This is a genomic window from Halorussus litoreus (assembly GCF_003382685.1).
Taxonomy (GTDB): domain Archaea; phylum Halobacteriota; class Halobacteria; order Halobacteriales; family Haladaptataceae; genus Halorussus; species Halorussus litoreus.
The window spans coordinates 105,788-121,699 of the sequence record NZ_KZ859508.1 but is presented as its reverse complement, the minus strand read 5'-3'; the positions used below and the strand labels follow the sequence as shown (position 1 = coordinate 121,699).

General features: G+C 68.2%; 16 protein-coding genes. 5 read left to right on the top strand and 11 right to left on the bottom strand.

The window, feature by feature from the left end; translation table 11 throughout:
• Positions 1-43: 43 nt before the first annotated feature.
• The 3 genes from gdhB to DPQ64_RS04080 form a co-directional block, all read right to left on the bottom strand.
• Positions 44-1,333, bottom strand: coding sequence for a glutamate dehydrogenase GdhB (gene gdhB, locus DPQ64_RS04090; protein WP_115863083.1), 1,290 nt, complete (start codon positions 1,331-1,333; stop codon positions 44-46).
• A 24-nt stretch (positions 1,334-1,357) separates the two neighbouring features.
• Positions 1,358-1,507: a rubrerythrin-like domain-containing protein gene (locus tag DPQ64_RS04085; RefSeq protein ID WP_115863082.1), complete on the bottom strand. Its 150-nt coding sequence runs from the start codon at positions 1,505-1,507 to the stop codon at positions 1,358-1,360.
• Between the two features lie 81 nt (positions 1,508-1,588).
• Positions 1,589-4,633: a bacterio-opsin activator domain-containing protein gene (locus DPQ64_RS04080; RefSeq protein ID WP_115863081.1), complete on the bottom strand. Its 3,045-nt coding sequence runs from the start codon at positions 4,631-4,633 to the stop codon at positions 1,589-1,591.
• A 146-nt stretch (positions 4,634-4,779) separates the two neighbouring features.
• On the opposite strand from DPQ64_RS04080, the gene DPQ64_RS04075 reads away from it, so the two are divergent.
• From DPQ64_RS04075 to DPQ64_RS04060, 4 genes are all read left to right on the top strand, one after another.
• Positions 4,780-5,367 carry an NADPH-dependent FMN reductase gene (locus tag DPQ64_RS04075; protein WP_115863080.1) on the top strand — a complete coding sequence of 196 codons (588 nt, stop codon included), beginning with the start codon at positions 4,780-4,782 and terminating at the stop codon, positions 5,365-5,367.
• A 290-nt stretch (positions 5,368-5,657) separates the two neighbouring features.
• Positions 5,658-6,242, top strand: a complete 585-nt coding sequence (locus tag DPQ64_RS04070) for a thymidine kinase (protein ID WP_115863079.1) — start codon at positions 5,658-5,660, stop codon at positions 6,240-6,242.
• Between the two features lie 41 nt (positions 6,243-6,283).
• Complete coding sequence (locus DPQ64_RS04065) at positions 6,284-6,937, top strand: YIP1 family protein (RefSeq protein ID WP_115863078.1); 654 nt, start codon at positions 6,284-6,286, stop codon at positions 6,935-6,937.
• A gap of 658 nt (positions 6,938-7,595) precedes the next feature.
• Positions 7,596-7,859 (top strand): hypothetical protein, encoded by a 264-nt coding sequence (locus DPQ64_RS04060; protein WP_115863077.1) that lies wholly within the window; start codon positions 7,596-7,598, stop codon positions 7,857-7,859.
• 44 nt (positions 7,860-7,903) lie between these two features.
• Here the strand turns inward: DPQ64_RS04060 and DPQ64_RS04055 are convergent, their stop codons facing one another.
• The 7 genes from DPQ64_RS04055 to DPQ64_RS04025 all read right to left on the bottom strand — a co-directional run bounded on the left by DPQ64_RS04055 (position 7,904) and on the right by DPQ64_RS04025 (position 13,185).
• The gene (locus DPQ64_RS04055) at positions 7,904-9,145 is read right to left on the bottom strand and encodes an alanyl-tRNA editing protein (RefSeq protein WP_115863076.1); all 1,242 of its coding nucleotides are present in this window, start codon (positions 9,143-9,145) and stop codon (positions 7,904-7,906) included.
• Between the two features lie 102 nt (positions 9,146-9,247).
• Positions 9,248-9,685 carry a hypothetical protein gene (locus DPQ64_RS04050; RefSeq protein WP_115863075.1) on the bottom strand — a complete coding sequence of 146 codons (438 nt, stop codon included), beginning with the start codon at positions 9,683-9,685 and terminating at the stop codon, positions 9,248-9,250.
• Between the two features lie 198 nt (positions 9,686-9,883).
• A complete protein-coding gene (locus DPQ64_RS04045; protein ID WP_115863074.1) occupies positions 9,884-10,654 on the bottom strand; it encodes a DUF5803 family protein in 771 nt (256 codons plus the stop codon).
• Positions 10,655-10,703: 49 nt separating this feature from the next.
• A complete protein-coding gene (locus DPQ64_RS04040) occupies positions 10,704-11,417 on the bottom strand; it encodes a DUF2110 family protein (RefSeq protein WP_115863073.1) in 714 nt (237 codons plus the stop codon).
• On the bottom strand, positions 11,418-11,966 hold the full coding sequence (tfe, locus tag DPQ64_RS04035; protein ID WP_115863072.1) for a transcription factor E: 549 nt from the start codon (positions 11,964-11,966) through the stop codon (positions 11,418-11,420). It abuts the gene before it with no gap.
• Between the two features lie 205 nt (positions 11,967-12,171).
• Entirely contained in the window at positions 12,172-12,756 is a 585-nt protein-coding gene (locus DPQ64_RS04030) for a tRNA (cytidine(56)-2'-O)-methyltransferase (RefSeq protein WP_115863071.1), read from the bottom strand.
• A 99-nt stretch (positions 12,757-12,855) separates the two neighbouring features.
• On the bottom strand, positions 12,856-13,185 hold the full coding sequence (locus DPQ64_RS04025) for a BsuPI-related putative proteinase inhibitor (RefSeq protein ID WP_115863070.1): 330 nt from the start codon (positions 13,183-13,185) through the stop codon (positions 12,856-12,858).
• Positions 13,186-13,435: 250 nt separating this feature from the next.
• On the opposite strand from DPQ64_RS04025, the gene DPQ64_RS04020 reads away from it, so the two are divergent.
• On the top strand, positions 13,436-14,242 hold the full coding sequence (locus DPQ64_RS04020; protein ID WP_115863069.1) for a DUF2797 domain-containing protein: 807 nt from the start codon (positions 13,436-13,438) through the stop codon (positions 14,240-14,242).
• A 43-nt stretch (positions 14,243-14,285) separates the two neighbouring features.
• Here the strand turns inward: DPQ64_RS04020 and DPQ64_RS04015 are convergent, their stop codons facing one another.
• Complete coding sequence (locus tag DPQ64_RS04015) at positions 14,286-15,443, bottom strand: LEA type 2 family protein (RefSeq protein ID WP_115863068.1); 1,158 nt, start codon at positions 15,441-15,443, stop codon at positions 14,286-14,288.
• Between the last annotated feature and the right edge of the window lie 469 nt (positions 15,444-15,912).

Sequence of the window (15,912 nt, the reverse complement as noted above, 5' to 3'; positions counted from 1 at the left end):
CGTGCGACGCGGCTTCGGCCGCGTCGCACGACCGCCGACCGATCTAGGGCCAGAGGCCCCGGCTCGTCTTCGCATCGCCGACGCGGCCCAGCGCCACGGCGTAGGCGGCGTCGCGCCAGCTCATGTCGCCGGCCTCGACCTCCGCGCGTACGTCGCCCCACGCCGACAGCATCATCGACTCGAGTTCGTCGTTGACGCGCTCGAGCGACCACTGCCGGCGGTTGATGTCCTGGAGCCACTCGAAGTACGAGACGGTGACCCCGCCCGCGTTCGCGAGGATGTCCGGGATGACGGGCACGTCCCGCTCGTCGAGGATGGCGTCGGCCGCGGAGGTGGTCGGGCCGTTCGCGCCCTCGACCACGATGTCGGCCTGCACGTCGTCGGCGTTGTCGGCCGTGAGGACGTTCCCGAGCGCGGCCGGGACGAGCACGTCCACGTCGAGTTCGAGCAGTTCCTCGTTCGTGAGCGTGTTCGGCGCGTCGTACTGCATCACGGCCTCGGGCTGTTCCTCGTGGGAGGGGATCGCGTGAGTGTCGAGCCCGTTGGTGTCGTAGGCCGCGCCGTTCACGTCGCTGACCGCGACCACGTTCGCGCCCCAGTCGTCGAGCAGGCGGGCCGCGTTCGCCCCGACGCTGCCGAACCCCTGGACCGCCACCGTCGACTCGTCGACGGTCTTGTCGTAGTACCGGAGCGCCTCCCGAGCGATGATGGCGACGCTCCGACCGGGTGCCTCCTCGCGGCCCTCGCTTCCGCCGATGACCGGCGGCTTGCCCGTGACCACGCCGGGGGTCGTCTCGCCCTCCTGCATCGAGTAGGCGTCCATGAACCACGCCATCGTCTGGGCGTCGGTGCCCATGTCCGGGGCCGGGATGTCCTTCTTCGGCCCGATGGTCTCGCGGATCTCCTCGGCGAACCGGCGAGTCAGTCGCTCCTTCTCGCCGGTGCTCAGCTCCTTCGGATTCACGACGATCCCGCCCTTCGCGCCGCCGAACGGGAGGTCCATCACCGCGCACTTCCACGTCATCCACATCGAGAGGCCCGTACACTCCTCGGCGGTGACCTCGGGGTGGTATCGCAGTCCGCCCTTGTAGGGGCCGCGCACGTCGTCGTGCTGGGCGCGATAGCCCGTGAACACCTCGACGCTGCCGTCGTCGCGCTTGAGCGGCACGCCGACCTCGACCACCCGCGTCGGGTGCTTGAGCCGTTCGATGACGCCGTCGTCGACGTCGATCTGGGCCGCCGCCTCCGAGAGCTGTCGGAGCGCTGTTTCGAGTGCCGATTCGGTTTCTTCGTAGTCGTCGCCGTCAGAGTCGTCGAGCGTATTCGTAGCCATTGTATGGAATTCTGCGATAGGAAATTACTCGAAGGGCATCCGTCGGTTGCGCATCGCGGCACCGCAGTCCGAACAGTCACCGGGATGGGAGTCAGCGCTCACTATCGTGGCGCAGTCCGTACACTCGTACTCGTACTCCGCCTCGGCGTCGTAGTCGGGATCGCTTTGTCTCATCCGGTAAGAATTGCTAGGGAGCCCCGGACTCATGGATTAAGCTGTTGAATAGTCCACCGTACCCGCCCGTTCCGCTGTTTACTATTCAACCTCACTCGGTCGCGGGGCGCTCTCGAACAGTGAGGCGTACAGTTTCCGCTGGATGCGCCGAACATGGTCGTAGAACGCGGTGTGAGAGATGTCGAGCATCGATGCCACGTCCCGACCGGTCACGTCGCGCTCGGCGTCGAAGAATCCGGCGTGGTACGCCGTCTGGGCCACTTCGAGCTGGCGCTCGGTGAGGTCGTCGAACAAGCGACCGGGCGACCCGGTCGTGTCGAGCGCTCGCGTCCGTTCGCGCTGGGCCACGGCCTCGGCCGCGTCGTAGGTGTTCGAGATCACCTCGTCTATCGACCGGGTCGTGACCGAGTCGGGCACGTCGACCGAGAGCGAGAGGCCTCCGGGCGTCGCGCGCAGATTCCGGAGGACTGCTCCGTGGTCGGCGAGCACCGTCGTGACGAAGTCGCCCCCGACGCCCAGCCCGACCAGTCCGCCGTCGTCGGTCTCCCGGACGATCTTCGCGTCGGTGACGCCGACGAACTCCTCGGCCGCGTCGAGCACGCGCTCGGGGTCGGCCTCCTCGGTCGCGACGAAGACGAGCGTCGTGCCGTCGTCGCGACTCACCGTCCCCTCCACCGACAGCGACGCGTCGGCCTCGCTCGCGAGTCGGGAGAGGGTCGCGTTCGGGTCGGGAACGTCGTACTCCAGTTCGACCACCGTGTCGCTCCGGAGCGCCTCCTTGCGCTGGACCGCGTTGATGGCCGAGGCGACGGTGTCCCCGAGTTCGCGCAGCACCGACTGGGCCATCTCGTCGAAGGCGTCGGGGGTCTCCGCGTAGATGCTCAGCGTGCCGAACAGCACGTCGTCGTACGCCAGCGGGATCGACAGCACCGACTGGAAGTCCCGGGACACCGCCTCCTTGCACCACTGGCCGGTCCGGAGCTGGTCGGCGACGTTCGGCACGAGGACGGTCTCGCGCTCGTCTGCGGCCCGGAGGCTTGGTTCGATCGACGACGCAAGGCCGGCGTCACCCGACGTGGGGCTGGCGCCACTCGTCGCGAGGCGGGCGTCGCCTGTCACAGGGCTGGCGTCACCCGTCGCGGCCTCCGCGTCTGACTCCAGCGGTACGCTGTCGAGGTAGCCCCGCTCGTCGCCGGCCCACGCCCGCGGTCGGAGCGTCCGGTTCAGCGACGTCGTCTCGCCGATCCACGCGAACGCGAACCGGTCGTCGGCGGTCAGCCGGTCGCAGACGGCCGCCTCGATGTTCTCGCGGGACTGTGCTCCGACGAGCGCCTGATCGATCTCGCGGATGAACTCGTTCACCCGGTTGAGCTGCGAGAGCTGTTCGTTCTGCTGCTGGAGCCGCTGGTCGCGGTCCCGGAGTTCGCGCTCGCGCTCGACCCGGTCGAACGCCGCCTCGGTCGTCGCGGCCACGAGTTCCACGACGTCCTCGCCGATCTCGTCGAACGAGTCGCCGTTCGTCGTGGCCGCGAGGAACACCCCGTGGTCGCCCAGCGGGACCGCGACGTAGTCGCCCAGCGGCGCGAACATCGACTGCTCGCGTCCCGGCGGTGTTCCACCGTTCGCTTCAGTATCGGCGTCGGCCGTCCGCGTCTCGCCCTCGACGAAAGCTCGACTCACGACCGTCCCGCGGTCCGGACGCAACTCGGGGAGCGTCCCGAGCGTCTCGATCAACTCGTCGGACGCCGCGGTGGGGTACAGCGCGTTCTCCTCGCTGTCGAACTGGTACACCGCCGCGGCGGCCGGGGGGAGGATCGACGCCGCGTCCGTCACGACGCGGTCGGCGATCTCCGGGCCGGTCTCGGCGTAGAGCAGCCCTCGGCTCGTCCGGTGGAGCTGGGTGAGCGCTCGCTCGCGCTGCTTGCGCTTGGTGATGTCCCGACAGCTGTACAGTACCGTCCCGTCCTGGATCGACACCTGCCGGACGTTGACGAGCAGGGCGTGCTCGCGGCCGTCCTTGTCGGTCGCGGTACACTCGACGTTGGTGAGAACCCCCTCGGTGTCGAGTCGCCCGCGGTCGAACAGTTCCTCGCCGAGGAGCGCGTCGATACTGCCCAACTCGTGGATCTCCTCGGCGCTGTAGCCGAAAATGAAGTGGACGTTCGGGCAGACGTACGTGAACTCGCCGTCGTCGTCGGTGACGAGCACGGTGTCGGTCATGTTGTTGAGCGTGACCCGGTGGAGCTCCTCCGACTCGCGGAGTTCGGCCTCCAACCGCGCGCGCTCGGCAACCTCCCGGCCGTCGACGAGGAGCCGGTCCACGTCGGCGTCGGCGCTACTTCCCTCGCCTTCACTGTCGCCGAGGCTGACTGGACGGACGGTGAACTCGAACAGAACGTCACCCTCCTCCGCGATGTTTTCGTCCCCGATCCCGCCCGGAAGTCGAGCCTCGAAGTCGACGTACTCGCCGCGAAGCGCGCGCTGAACCACTCCCTGGAGTTCCCGGCGGTCGGCGGCGTCTGACCACGAGAGCCCCCAGAACCGCTTGCCGAGGACCGCGCGCTCCTCGACGCCGAGCGCTCGAACCGCCGCCCGGTTGGCTCGCACGACGGTTCCGTCGGGGTCGAGGACCGCGACGAACTGGTACGGCGTCGAGAACAACGACTCGAACCCTGCGACTGCTTCGTCTTTGTGGCGGTGATCGCGGTCCCGCTCGACGACCTCTCGGCAGCGCCGCCGGAGGTCGGAGGGGTCGGCGTCCGCTAGAACGTAGTCGTCGACCCCCGCCTCGATGGCCCGACTGGCCAGCGACTCGTCGCCGGACGACGGCGCGAGGACGAACGGCGTGCCGACGTCCCGCGAGCGCAGGTCCGCCAGCAGTTCGAGACCGGTCGCGTCGTGGTCGGTCCCGCTGTCGAAACTGGCCGCGGCGACGACGCAGTCGATCCTGTCGAGGCTGCCCTCGGTCGCCACCGCCGTCGCTCGCTCGGCCGACTCGACGGTCCGCGTCGAGAACGCCTCCGCCGCTGCGAACGCCGGTTCGACGGCCGCGAGCCACGAGTCCGGCCCCGCGAGGAGGACGCGAACCTCGTCCTCGCGCGGGTCGGACGACCGCGTGTTTTCCATCACCGAAACGTTCGGGCCGCGACCGATAAGCGTGTCGTCGTCGGCGGCGAAGTCGGGTCGCTCTTCTCCCTTCGGAGCGCTGTTTGGCCGGACGGATTGCTGACCGGTGCGCCAGCTATTTCCAGTTGAGGTTCGACCGACCACGTATGAGCGACGCGCCACGAATCGCGGCCGTTGCCGGCAGCCTGCGCGACGACAGCGTCACGAGAGTTGCACTGGAGCGCGCCCTCGACGGCGTCGAGCGCGAGGGCGGCGACGGCCGACTGCTCGACCTCCGGGAGTACGACCTGCCGGCGTTCGACCCGGACGTGGACGCCGAGGACGCGGGCGACGCCGCCGAGTTCACCAGCGAGGTGCGGGACGCCGACGCCGTCATCCTCGGCACGCCGATGTACCACGGGTCGTACTCCTCGACGCTGAAGACGGCCATCGACTACTGCGGGTTCGACGAGTTCGAGCACAAGACGGTCGGCCTGCTCGCGGTGTCGGGCGGGAGCTTCCCCATCACGGCGCTCGAACACCTCCGGTCGGTCTGCCGGGCGCTCGACGCGTGGGTACTCCCGTATCAGGCCGCGGTGCCAAGGTCTCACGGCGCGGTCCGGGACGGCGCGTTCACCGACGAGGACATCGAGGAGCGGGTCGTCGAACTCGGCGTGGAGGTGGTCCACTACGCGACAATCGAGCCCAGTCCGCCGTCGATGGAGAGCGAGGAGAACGTGGGCGCGATGGACTGACTTTGTGTGGCTGTGACCGCACGCGGAAGGGACAGGGGACGATTTGGGGTACGAGTAACTACTCCCAGTTACCAAGGTGATCACCCGTGCCGGCAGTCCCCACTACCCCTCGGACGAACCGACCGAAAAGATAGTCCCGACTTCGACGAGATCGTCGACCGAATTCTGGACTGCGAGGACGCGTCGCCGACGCCGAGAACGGTGTGACGAGTGCTGACGCGATCTCTTCGTTCGAGTAGTCGCCCTCGAATCGGCAACCCTTTTCTCCCTCGCTTGAGCGCACATCGGACGTGCACAAGATAACCAACAGCGGGTGGGTCGAGGTCATCACCGGCTGTATGTTCTCCGGGAAGACCGAGGAGCTCCTCCGGCGGCTCCGCCGAGCCGAGATCGCGGGCCAAGACGTGGCCGCGTTCAAGCCCTCCATCGACGACCGGTACGGGGAGGAGACCGTCGGCTCGCACAACGGCCGCCAGTGGGAGGCCACCGTGGTCGACCCCGACGAGGGCGTGTGGGACATCCCCGAGGAACTCAACGGCGAGGACGTGGTCGCCGTCGACGAGGCGAACTTCTTCTCGGCGGAACTCGTCGAGGTCTGCGAGCACCTCGCGGACCGCGACCGGCGGGTCGTCGTGTCGGGGCTCGACCAGACGTTCCGGGGCGAGCCGTTCGAGCCCGTGCCGCGGTTGATCGCGCTCGCAGAGTACGTCGACCAGTATCAGGCCATCTGCGCGGCGTGTGGCGAGCCCGCGACCCGTACCCAGCGGCTCATCGACGGCGAGCCAGCCCACGTCGACGAACCGACGATCGTGGTGGCCGCCGAGGAGTCCTACGAAGCGCGATGTCGGAACTGTCATACCTTCCGGACCGACTAGTTCGACCGTGACTCTCCCGTGACCCAAGAGGTGAACCGCCCATGACCCAGTGGGTCGAGAACCCCTCGGGCGGGCGCGAGCGCGGCCCCGTAGCGCTGGCCCGCGCGTGGGCAGAGGTACTGGTCCGGCCCCGGCGGTTCTTCGAGAGCGGCGTCGCGCCGGGCGATCAGGCCCCGGGGCTGGTGTTCGCCATGACCGTCGTGCTCGTCGAGGAGGCGGTCCGCTTCGCGCTGGTGCCCGGCGCGGCCCCGGTGTTCGGCGGTCGGCCCGCGCTCTCGGCCGCGTTCGCGCTCGCGGTCGCCGTACTGTTCGTCGCGCCCGCGGTGCTCCACCTGACCGCCGCGCTCCAGACGCTCCTCCTGATGGCACTGGTCCCGGACCGCGCGGGCACCAGCGAGACGGTCCAGACCCTCGCCTACGCGACCGCGCCCTGCGTCTTCGCGGGAGTTCCGAGCCCCACTCTCCGGGCGGTCTGCGCTCTCTACGGCGCGGGGCTGTTCGTCGTCGGCCTCCACACGGTCCACGGCACGTCCTACCTCCGAGCGCTCGTCACCGGTGCGGTCCCGGCGGCGCTGGTGTTCGGCTACGCGTTTCGGGGCTTCGCGGCGCTCGACGAGATTGTCGTCTGGCGAGCGGGCGAGGTCTGTCTTCGGATTCCGGAACTCGGTGCGGAACTGTGCCTCGCGCTGGGCTGATTCTCGGTCGTGTTTTGCAGTTGGGTATCTCTCGATTTGGGGCGCGCTGGCTTCCTCTCACCACCGTTCGTGCGCTGGCCCGTCTTGACTCCCGGCGCGCGTTTGGGCGCGGCGCGCTTGCGCGCCACGCCCTAGCGCGCGAGGGAGGCGGCCGCGTCTGTGCGAGGGAACCAAGCGCAGGCTCGTCGGACGCGGGTTGTCCAACAGCGTTGAGGTGGCCGGCGAGGCTGGGGAGGTCTGAGAGGCCCGCCGTTGCGGTGCCGTCGCGGTTGCGGTGCTGTGCGGTGCGGTCACGCCGAGGCGCAAGCAGTAGCTAGCTCAGAATAACTTCGTGTAGAGGGATCAGTAGCGAAGCTAGCTACTGCCGAAGCATATGAGAAACCGCAACCGCACAGTACCGCGACCGCACAGTACCGCGACCGCACAGTACCGCGACCGCACAGTACCGCGACCGCACCGTCCCTCGTCCTCCCCAGCCTCCTGCGCTTCTCACTTCGTTGCGATGCTCGTCCCTCGCGCGCGTTGCTCGCGCGCGCCGGAATTCGTTTATTAATAGAGAACGAGACACGAGGAAGCACCCCGAGAAAACCAATCGAATCGAGACGGTTCGCAAACCAACTCTCCCGGTTATAAGACCGTTCGCGTCGAACCACGTCCCATGCTCAACCTGATCCTCGACGACTTCATGGTCGAACTCAAGGACGGAGCCATCCAGAACGTCGGCCCGTCGAACAAGTCCGCCAGCGCGAAGCTGTTCGACGTCGAGTCGGCCGAAGCGCGGGAGTTCGGCGACAAGCGCGTGAAGATCGTCTGCGAGGACGCCGACGGCAACGAGGTGCAGGTCGCGCTGTTCCCCGAGCAGGTGCGCGAGATCGCGGCCGACATCGAAGCGATGGAGGACGACAGCCCGGTGTTCGAGTAGGGCCGCCGAGTTGGTCCGCAGACCACTCACTCCCGCAGCACCACCTACTCCCGCAGGAACGCGACCACGTCGTCCGGACTCGCGTCCAACCCGCCGCCCTGCGCGAACGCGGGGCTGCCGCCGCCGCCACCGCCGAACTCCGCGGTCACTTCGTCGACGATTTCGCCGGCATCTGGATCGCCGCCAGTCGCGGCGACCACGAACGTCCCGCCGTCCGCGCCGGCGAGCACCACCGCGTCGGGCTGATCGTCCGAAGGAACTGCGTCGTCCGCACCGCCGACGAGTTCCCGCGCGCGGTCGGCGAGTTCGTTCGGTCCGAATCCGGAGACCGTGCCGACAAGCCACTCGTCGCCGTCGCGCTGGGTCGGAGTCCCGCGGAGGTCGTCGAGTCGGGCGTCCAGCACGCTCTCCTTGGCATCGCTCAGTTCGGCTTCGAGGCGTTCGATCTCCTCGCTCGCGCGCCGGGCCGCATCCGGGAGGTCCCCGACGCCCACGTCGTGGACCGTGGCCGCCTCGCGGGCCGCGCGCACGTCCTCGGCCCGCCGCCGAATCGCGGTCGGTCCCACCGCGAACTCCACGCGGGTCAGCCCCTCGCCGGGGTTCGAGCGGTCGAGCAGGGTCACGGGGCCGATTTCGGCGGTGTTTCGGACGTGGGTACCGCCGCAGGCCGCCCAGTCCCAGTCCGCAACGCTCACCACGCGCACGGTGTCTGACTCGCTCATCACGCCCTCCTCGGTCTTGGTGTTGAACGCGACCTCCTCGCGCTCACGGGCCTCCCGTTCGGGAATCTCGTCCCACGAGACCTCGCGAGACTCCCAGACCGCGCGGTTCGTCAGCCGCTCCAGTTCCGCGAGCACGTCGTCGGTGATGTCGGTCGTCGTGGTGAAGTCGACCCGGACCTTCCGCTCGCCGATGTCGAAACCGCCGTACCCCAGATCGTCGAGCACGCGCCGTCCCGCGCCGTAGAGGACGTGGCTTGCAGTGTGGGCTCGCGCGCAGTACGTCCGGAAGTCGTCGTCGATCTCGGCCCGCACCGTCTCGCCGACCTCGAACGCCGCGGCTCCGTCCTCCGCAGCTACTTCGTGAACGACCTCTCCGTCGCGCTCCTGCACGTCCGCGACCTGCGCGCTCGCTTCGCCGGTTGCTAGCGTGCCCCGGTCGGCTGGCTGGCCGCCGCTCTCGGCGTAGAAGTACGTCCCGTCGAGCACGACCTCGTCGCCGTCGACCGACTCGACGGTGGCCTCGAACTGTCGCACGTCGGGTTCGCGCGCCGCCAGTTGACTCATGTGCGGGGTGAGTCGGCGGGCCGACTAAAGCGTCACGCTACCCGCAGTCGGGGCGTCACACTCCGTCCGTCGATTGCTCCCGGTGTCGGGAGGCCGCTCGACTCACCTCCACAGGTCCGCCCGCGTCCGCGCCTTGAGGTAGTCGATGACGACGATGGCGGCGGGCCCCGAGAGACAAACGCCGGCGAGCAACGCCCGGTCGCGCGGGCCGAGGTCGACGCCGAGCGCGGCCATGGCGACGACGAACGCCGCGCTCGCGCCCGCGACGCCGGCAACGCGCTTGCTCGCGCGCCCGAGGTCGAAGCCGGTCGCGGGCCGCCGGAGGAGGTTCTCGGCCGCCACTGCGAGGCCCACTCCCTCCGCAATTCCGACGAGGACGAACAGTCCCGGCGCGAGGTCGGGCAGCGGATGCGGCAGCGCGACGACCGCGAGGACGACGAGGATGGCGCAGACGCCGGCGGCTCGGCTCCGGATGGCCGCGAGCAGACGGGTCGGCTGGGAGGAGTTCTCGCCGAGCGAACCGGTCGGTCGACGTGACATGCTCTCCAATCGGACGCTTCGCGTTATCAATCTTCTCGGGGACGGAAGGGTTGTGCTCGGATGAGCAGCTGAAGTTGGCGGAACATTTTCGAAATCCCACGGCCTTTTAGTCCGCCAGGGGATGGCCTTCGGCCTTCAGTCGGCCAGGGGGTGGCTGGTCACCAGCCGAACCAACAGTTGGACGCGCTCTTTCGCACGTCAGCCCATCCCCGGCGGCGGCCCCTGATCGAACTCGTCGTCGCTCGTGTCGACGTTCAGCCCCATCTCCTCGCGTTTACGTTCGAGCTCCTTGATCTGGCGCCGGAAGTAGCCCAGCCCGATGAGCGCGAGCAGGACGCCGGCGGCGATGATGCCGGTGAAGATGGTGAGGTCGCGCGCGAGGTAGTACCGGACGACGAGCGTGTTCGCGGTCACCTCGGCCCACTCGATGTGGGTCCGGCCGTCTCGAATGGTGGTGTCGTCGGCGTTCGGCCGGACCTTACTCAGGATGGGCGTGCCGACCCGCATCCCCACCGGCAGGATAACCTCGTATGATCCCTCGACGTGGACTGGCTTGCTGAACGACTTGCCGCGGTGAGATGCGGTGTACGCCAGCTTCCCCTCGTCGGCGGGCAGCTCGAAGATGGTCCGGGAGTCGGTCGTCCGGACGCGCTCCTGACCGAGCGAGACCACGGTCCCGTTGGGGTAGCGGAACCGGACCGTCCCGACCTGCACCGGGCCCTCCTCGCCGAGCGTCTGGGGCTCGTACACCCGGAGCTCCGAGCGGTTCGAGAAGTCGTACGTCGCGCGGTACTCCCCGTCGGTGACGTTCAGCGTCACGTCGGCCGTGGTGTTCCAGTCGTAGCTCGCCGACTCCTCGCCCGCCAACTGCTCTTCGCCGATCTGGTCGGAGCCGAACACGCCGCCACAGCCTGCCGTGACCGCCAGCAGTGCGACCGCCGCGAACGCGAGGAGGAGTCGCCGGTTCATGGTCGTGTCGTGGTGTGGCGCGTTTGGATCGAGTTGTCGTCGGGTCGAATCACGGGATGACGCATCTGATCTCGGCTGGCAGGTAGTTACCGATGGCCGAAAGCAGCCCCGGCGGGTCGGTCTCGTCCTTGCAGACGATGCTCTGCTCCAGCAGGCCGAGGCGTTCGACCGTCACGATGTCCTGCGCGTGGCCCGCGCGGTTGACCGTCGCGCGTACCTCGCCGCGGGTGGCGCTGTTGACGTTCACCCGGCCCGAACCCCGGGTCCAGTCGTAGAGGCGGTCGCGCTCCGCGTCGGCGAGCCGGTGAGGTCCGGATTCGGAGACTCCATCCGCTGCTTCAGCATCGGAGTCGCCGTCGCCACCGTAGACGAACCGGAGCGGGACGTGCTGGACGAGGCCGAGCCGCTCGACGATCTGGATCGGACTCCCCTGTCCGAGGCCGAGTTCGCTTGCGGGGACGCGGATCTCCTCGCCGGCGTCGAGGACGAAGCCGTCCTCGTCCCAGCCTTCGAGGGTGCCGACGTACGTCTCGCCCGGCTCGAAGTCCGGCGTGATCTCGCCGTACTCCTCGCGGAGCAGGTTACGCGCGACCACCTCGTCGTCGCCGTCGAGGGTGACCGTCGCGAAGTCGTCGTGGCGCACGCCGACGGTGTACTCCACGTCGAGGTCGCCGACCGCGTTGTCGACGAGCGACCGGAGGGCGTCGAGCGAGCGCTCGCGGGCGTCGCCCTGGACGTACAGCTTGGTAGCGAGTACGACCATCTACGCCTCGGCCTCGGTCTCTGCCTCTTCGAGTTGCTCGACGTTGAGCTCCTCGCGGAGGGTCTCGATGCGCCGCTCCATCGAGTCGATGAGCCGGGAGTTCTCCATCGACTCCAGCGGCGAGCCACACTCCGGGCACTCGAAGCCGAAGTCCATCGCCTCGCCGAACTCGAATCGGATGGAGCAGACCTCACAGAGGTAGAACTCGTGCTGGTACTCGTACTCCTGACGATTCTCGAGCGCTTCGAGCAGTCGGTGCATCTCCTCTTCGAGGTTGTCCGGGATGTTCTCGTACTGGAACGTCCAGAGGTACGTGAGCCAGCCGGAATCCTCGTCGCGGAGCCGTCGGTAGGTCGCGAGGTCGTTCTCGTAGAGGATGAACAGCGCGCGCCGGACGTCGTTGAGCTCCAGATCAAGCTCTTCGGCGAGTTCCTCGTCGGTGACCTCACCGTCGGGCGGCGCTGCCGCGACGGGCATCCCTTTCGGACCGACCAGCTCGTGAAGATATTTCTGGATTACCGGGTCTTCGAGCAGGTCCTCAAAAGCCATTGTGTTCAACTGGGGGCGCAAAGCCGTTTAAATCCATCGGAGCGGACCCCCGGCCGCCGACACGCGTCCGGTTCGACTGCGGTGATGGAAGCGGAGGGTTACTCCCCACGAGAGCCGAAAGAGCGGTAAGAGAAGCCGAGGCGATAGGATTCCACCGCCTCCCCAAGTCCGCGTCGCTCTTCGTCGGCCACTTGCGGAGCCCCCGTCACTCCTCGTCCGCGGGGACGACTTTCTTCCCGGTCGCTTTCGGCACTACGGTCTGGTCGGCGTCCGCCCACTCCCGGTCGAGTTCCCGGCCCTCGAACAGCCTGTCCAGAAACACCGCCAGCCCCGCGACCTCGGAGTGGGGCTGGTTGGTCACGCCGACGTTCCAGTCGGCGGCCTCGTACACGTCGAACGACACCTTCTGGGAGCCGACCACGACGAGGATCGGCTCGCCGTCGGTTGCCTCACTGCCACTGTGCCCCTCCGGTTCGGTCCCGCGGTGGGCAGCCCGGATCTCGCTCTCCACGTCCTGGATTCGCTCGCCGTACATCGTGAGGTGGACCACGCGGCCGTCCCACTCCCGGATGACCGACCGCGGGCTGTCGGTCAACTCGACCGCGAACGGGCCGCCGAAGCGGTCGGTGATGTCTTCGACGGTCCCCTTGGACTTGCTCGCGTCGCCCGCCAGCACCGCGCGGTCGCCCCCCAGCGCCCGCGCGGTCAGCCCGACGTGGGTGGTCATCCGTTCGTCGCGGCCGGGCCGGTGGCCGAGCCGGAGCACCGCGACCTCGGGTTCGCCTTGCATGGGAGTAGCTCGGTGGTCGGCGGGTTAGGGGGTTTCGGAACGTTACGGGCGGAAGGACCATCGCCGAGTCGATTCTCCGAAGGCCGAGTAGTCGGGGGTCTACACCGAGAAGTCCGTCCGGGCCTCCGCGTCCGGTCCGGCGTTCAGCGTGGCAACTACGGTGTAGTCGCCCGGGTCGGGGTCGTCCCACGCCTCGGTGAACGTCTCGCTGTCCCCGGCGTCGACTGTCTCAGTCCGGAGCGCCTGCGTGAACATCTGGCCGTCGCTGGCCCGCCAGATCTCGTCGCCGTCGTCCAGTACCGCGAAGTCGGCCGAGAGGCCGTTCCGGAAGGTGATCTCCGCCGGCGCGTCGCCGACGTTCTCGACGGTGTACTCGAAGACGACGCGGTCCTCCTCCGGCGTTGCGGTGACGGAACTGTCGAGCGTCATACTTCCTATTCGCCGCCGTGCCGTTGAAAACTTTTCCACGCGACGGGCTCCACGCAGTTGGGCACAGCATAGTTCGACGCCAAAAAAGCAGTCCGTATGTCGGGGCTCTGCGTCAGTCGTCGCTGGAGACGTCTCCCAGCGCGGCGGCCACGCCGAGTAGTTGTCGGTGCCGGGGCCGGCGATCTCGACTTCGGACCGGGTCCGATTGGCGAACGGCACGCCTATAGGACCGTGACTCGTACCTCCGTCCGTGCAAGTCGTCGGGTACGAGACCGAACGCGCCGACGCCCGAGATGGCGGTGCCGACCGCGGAGCCGACACCGCCGAGTCGGACCACCGCGATCCGGCGCTGCTCGTGGCGGAGGCGGGCGAGGTGCGCCGCGAGCCGCTGGAGTCGGGCCGGAGTCTCGCGTACGCGTTAGGCGAGCGCCGATGCGCGGGCGCGCTCGACGGGCGGATCCACCGCGAGTGTGCGACCGCCGACGCGCCGTACTGCGACAGCCACACCAGCACGTGGGTCTGCGCCCGGTGTACCGGCACCTGTCTCAAGGACGAGATGGACTGCTACGACAACCACGCCGTCTACCTCGCCGCGTTCGCACCCGCGACGTTCAAGGTCGGCGTGACCAAGGAATGGCGACTCCGAACTCGCCTGCGCGAGCAGGGTGCCGACCGGGCCGCCCACCTCCGGACGGTCGAGAACGGCCGGATCGCCCGTGAGATCGAATCGCAGTTGGCCGAGGAGTTCACCGACCGGGTTCGCGTGCCCGAGAAGGTCGCGGGGCTCCACCGCGAGGTCGACGAGGCGGCGTGGTCGGCCGCGCTCGCGGAGTTCGATCCGGTGGAGACGTTCGCGTTCGACTACGGCCTCGAACTGGACTCCGCGCCGGTGCCCGAGACCGTCGCGACCGGCGAGATAGTCGGTGTGCAGGGCCGCGTCGCGGTGCTCGAACGCGGCGGCACGACCTACGCGGTCGACGTGCGCGACCTCGTGGGCTACGAAGTTCGCGAGGAGGAGAGCGACCGCAAGCTCCAGTCGAGTTTGAGCGCGTTCTGAACCGCGTCGGTTCGCGTCGCGCGATTCACGCCGTTTCGGTCGCCTACCGAACTGCTTCTGCGCCGCGCGCGAGAATGCCGTCGTCGGTGGTCGTCTTTTCGTTGCTCGCGGTGGTCGTCTCCTCGTTGCCGGAGTCGGTCGTCTCTTCGTCGCTCGGGGTGGTCGTCTCTTCGTCGCCGGAGCCTGCCGTGGTTTCCTCGTTCGCCTCCGAATCTCCTGCGGTTCCGTCGTCCCCACCGCCAGAGGCGTCCTTCGCGCCGAAGACGTCGGTCTCGATGGTCTCGGTGTAGGTCATCTCCTCCAGCGGGACGCGGAACGTCTCGCCGGCGACCTCGACCTCGGCGTAGAAGTCGATGCGGAGTTCGGTCACCTGTCCGTTTTCGAGGTGGGTGACCCACCACTCGTCGAGCTTGTCGTTGTCGATGGTGGTCGTCGTCCGAATGGTCTCCTCGGTGTGGCCCTCGATGACGTGCTCGTCGTCGCTCGACCCGTTGCCGACCGCCACGTCGTTCATCGTGATCTCGTACCCGATCTCGGTGATGGCCATCGGGACGGGCTTGTCGTTGTAGACGACCATGCGCAGGTCGATTGGCGTCTCGGCCCGGGTGACCTCGCCCCACTGCGCGCCCGTCTCGTTGACGTACGCCACGGGGTCCGAGACCAGCGGCTGGCTCGCGTTGATCGGCCGCGTCTCGGTCGAGTTGAACTGCGAGATGACGTCGGTCGACACCTGTCGCTCGACCGGCGGGGCGTCGAAGCTCCGGCCCAGCGTCCCCGACCGGACCTCGGCGTCGACCTGCACCGCGGTCTGCTCGTCGTTCCTGACGTGGCTGGCCCACCACGCCGGGATGCGGTCGTTCTGCATCACGGTGGTGAACGCCAGCGTGGAGTTTCCTGAGCCGATGGAGACGCCCTCCTTCGTGCCGTTGGCCATCGCCACGTCGTTCATCGACACGTCGTAGTTCACCGACACCCCGCCGAGGCTCACCCCGAACGGGTTGGGATTGTTCACCACGAGTTCGGTCCGAATCTCGGTCGTCTCGTCGGTGACCTCGCCGAACTGGTTCTGGAGGCCCGCGACGCTCGGCGTCCCGAGGACCCCGAGCGCGAATCCGGCCGCGACCGCGACGACCAGCAGCGCGACGACCGCGACGAGTATCTTGAGCGTGCTACCGAACAACGCCGACGTGAGCCGTCCCATGCTCGGTGCCGGACGCGCCACCATTTAAAAGGTGTCGGCCACGGTCGACCGCTCGAACGTTCTCGAAACGCTCCTTGCGTGGAATGGCGATAATCCTGCTTGGACGATTATAATTTCAGAACCTGGCGCGCGCGAGCAACGCGCGCGAGGGACGAGCATCGCAGGCCGTAGTCCTCGGGAGCGCAGCGACCGAGGGCTCGTCGGAGCTTGCTCCGACGGTGGCCGAGAAGCGCAGGAGGCTGGGGAGGTTCGAGGCTGCGGTGCGGTCGCGGTGCTGTGCTGGGCGGTCTCTCATATGCCTCGGCAGTAGCTAGCTTAGACTCTCACAGAACAGTCGACGAAAAGAGCAAGAAGCTAGCTATTGCTTGCGCCTCGGCGTGACCGCGACCGCAACAGCGAGCCTCAGACCTCCCCAGCCTCCTGCGGTCCTCGGTCTCCGCTTCGCTCCGACCTGCGGTCCTCGTCCCTC